This window comes from Massilia sp. DJPM01, from assembly GCF_030348125.1.
GTDB classification, from domain to species: Bacteria; Pseudomonadota; Gammaproteobacteria; order Burkholderiales; family Burkholderiaceae_D; genus Telluria_A; species Telluria_A frigida.
Map to the genome: position 1 here is coordinate 1 of NZ_JAQOZV010000145.1, position 2,270 is coordinate 2,270.

The window sequence follows — 2,270 nt, forward strand, 5'->3', positions numbered from 1 at the left end:
CTTTGCGGAATGCCGCGTTATGTTGAATGCCGCAGGCATTCACCCCGGAGGGGCTGTGCTCTTGCGTGGTGGTTTCCTGGCTGACGGCGGGGCGCGGCGGCAAGCGACTGTGCCTGGAAGGCGCAGGAGCGCGCGTCGTTGGCCTGACTCGATCCACAGCGTGGCTGTTGGTGTCCGCGCGCGGCTGGCGGTATCGCGCAGCGACTGATCAGATTGTCTACAGCAGAGCCCGCCATGAAGCAGACTCAACGGATCGGTATCAATCAGCGCGGCGCGTATCCTTTGTCCGCCAGCGCAGCACGTACCTTCTCGCCGGCGTCCCGCATCTCGTAGGCCTGCTGCTGGTCCACCGCAAGCGTGCGGTAGTCGTCGTATCCCACGCGTTTGAGGAACTCGGCCAGCGCGATGGCCAGATCGTCCGGCAGTTCCACTTCGATGATCGTCATGATGCCTCCCTCGATGCAGTTGATGGTTAGTCCGATGTGTCCTGTTCCGCGTCCAGGGCATCCAGGAGCGCTTTCGCATCCTCGTCCGCATCCGCATCCGCCGCCGCGCCGCCATCGCCGCCGGCGCGCTCCAGGCGGGCCGGATGGGTCAGCGCATGCACCGCCTTCAATTTGCCGATGGCGACGTGCGTATAAATCTGCGTGGTAGACAGCTCCGAGTGGCCCAGGATGGCCTGGATGAAGCGGATATCCGCCCCGTTCTCCAGCATGTGGGTGGCCATCGCATGGCGGAACGCATGGCAGCCGCCGCTCGCAAAGCCGGCATGGCGCATGTGCAGCTTGACCATGTCCGACAGCCGGTTCTTCTCGAACGCCTCGCCGTAGTCGGTCACGAACAGCGTGCGCTGGTCCAAGGTCAGGGCCAACTGCGGCCGCACTTCCCGCACGTAGCGCACCACCCACGCGCAGGCGCGCGCGCCGATGGGAACCAGGCGGTCGCGCCGCCCCTTCCCCTGCCGCACCATCAAGGTTCCACGCTCGGTGTCGACGTCGTAAAGGCTCAAGCCGATCATTTCGGCCCGCCGGATGCCGGTGCTGTACAAGGTCTCCAGCATGGCGCGGTTACGCACCCCCGACGGCGTGCCGATATCCGCCTGGTTCAGCACCGACTCGATCTCGGCCACGCTCATCAGGTGGCGCGGCAACTGGCGCGACGGCTTCGGCAGCACCAGGTCCGAGGCGGGGTTGTACAGGATATGGTTCTCGCGCGCGCACCACTTGAAGAAGGCCACGATCGGCATCAGCCGCGTGGCCTGGGTGTTGAACGACAGCGGCGCTCCGTCGGCTTTGCGGTAGTGGTACAGGTGGCCCTGGTAGCGCTGCAGGATCGGGCGCGTGATGTCCTGCGGCCGATCCAGTCCGCGCTCGTCGCACCACAGGATGAAGCCATCCAGCGCGCGCCGGCGGATCGACGCGGTCGACTCGGACAGCCCGCTCGTCACGGTCCACTCCAGGAACGCGTTCTGGTAGGAGCGCAGCAGGTTGCCCGCCGCCGGATCAGGCGCGCGCTCGCGCACCGCTTGCGCGGGCTTGACGCGCAGCTTGCGCTGTTTCTGGCGAATCCCCAGTTCGCCCTTGCGTGCCATGGCTAGCCCGCCGATACCGCCGCGGCGGCTAAAGAACCATGCGGGTACGGCACGACTTCGCTTGCGGCGCTCAGGGGGTGCGTTTTCCGATCCGCGCCGGGCGATTCGGCAGCAGCCCCGCTGGCCGCTGGCTCGCCGCCACATTCACCGCTCCGTAACGGCGCCGGATCGCCCCCGTGATGGGGCCGGGATGGCCCCGTGAACTGGCCCAGTCTCCCCCGTGAACTCGCCGTCGTAGCCTTGCTTCTGAGGGCGTCGACCTCGATCAGCCCCGCCACGAACGGCGCGCCGCTGCCGCCCGAGCCATCGTAAAGCAGCTCGTATTCGAACGACTGGCCGCGCGTGCCGCGATGCACCAGCACGTATTCGAGTGCGACCAGGCGCTCGACGTGGATACAGCACTGCGTGTCCGACAGGCTCGATACCCGCCGCACGTCGCTGCGCGTGAAGCGCACGTCGGCACGGCGCACCTGGCGCTCAAGGGTCACGCCCTCGACCCAGCCGTGCAATGCAGCCAGCACGCGCCGCGTCTGCGGCGGCAGCTCGTCCAGGCTGCGCCCCAGCACCTCGTGCGCCAGCCGGTTGGCGGCCTCGATGTCGTCGAGCGTCACCTCGATGTAATCAATGTCCTGGCCGGCCACGGTGGCGCTTTTCAGCGGCCGCTGGTACTGGTGCAGCA

Annotated in this window: 2 protein-coding genes and 1 pseudogene; all 3 read right to left on the reverse strand. The window is 67.3% G+C overall.

The features are described from left to right. Positions 1 to 263 precede the first annotated feature (263 nt). On the reverse strand, positions 264 to 446 hold the full coding sequence (locus PO883_RS34165) for a hypothetical protein (RefSeq protein ID WP_243492661.1): 183 nt from the start codon (positions 444 to 446) through the stop codon (positions 264 to 266). A 26-nt stretch (positions 447 to 472) separates the two neighbouring features. Beyond that, the gene (gene xerC, locus PO883_RS34170) at positions 473 to 1,591 is read right to left on the reverse strand and encodes a site-specific tyrosine recombinase XerC (RefSeq protein ID WP_289313757.1); all 1,119 of its coding nucleotides are present in this window, start codon (positions 1,589 to 1,591) and stop codon (positions 473 to 475) included. A gap of 2 nt (positions 1,592 to 1,593) precedes the next feature. After that, a pseudogene (locus tag PO883_RS34175) lies at positions 1,594 to 2,270 on the reverse strand (hypothetical protein); the annotation flags it as partial.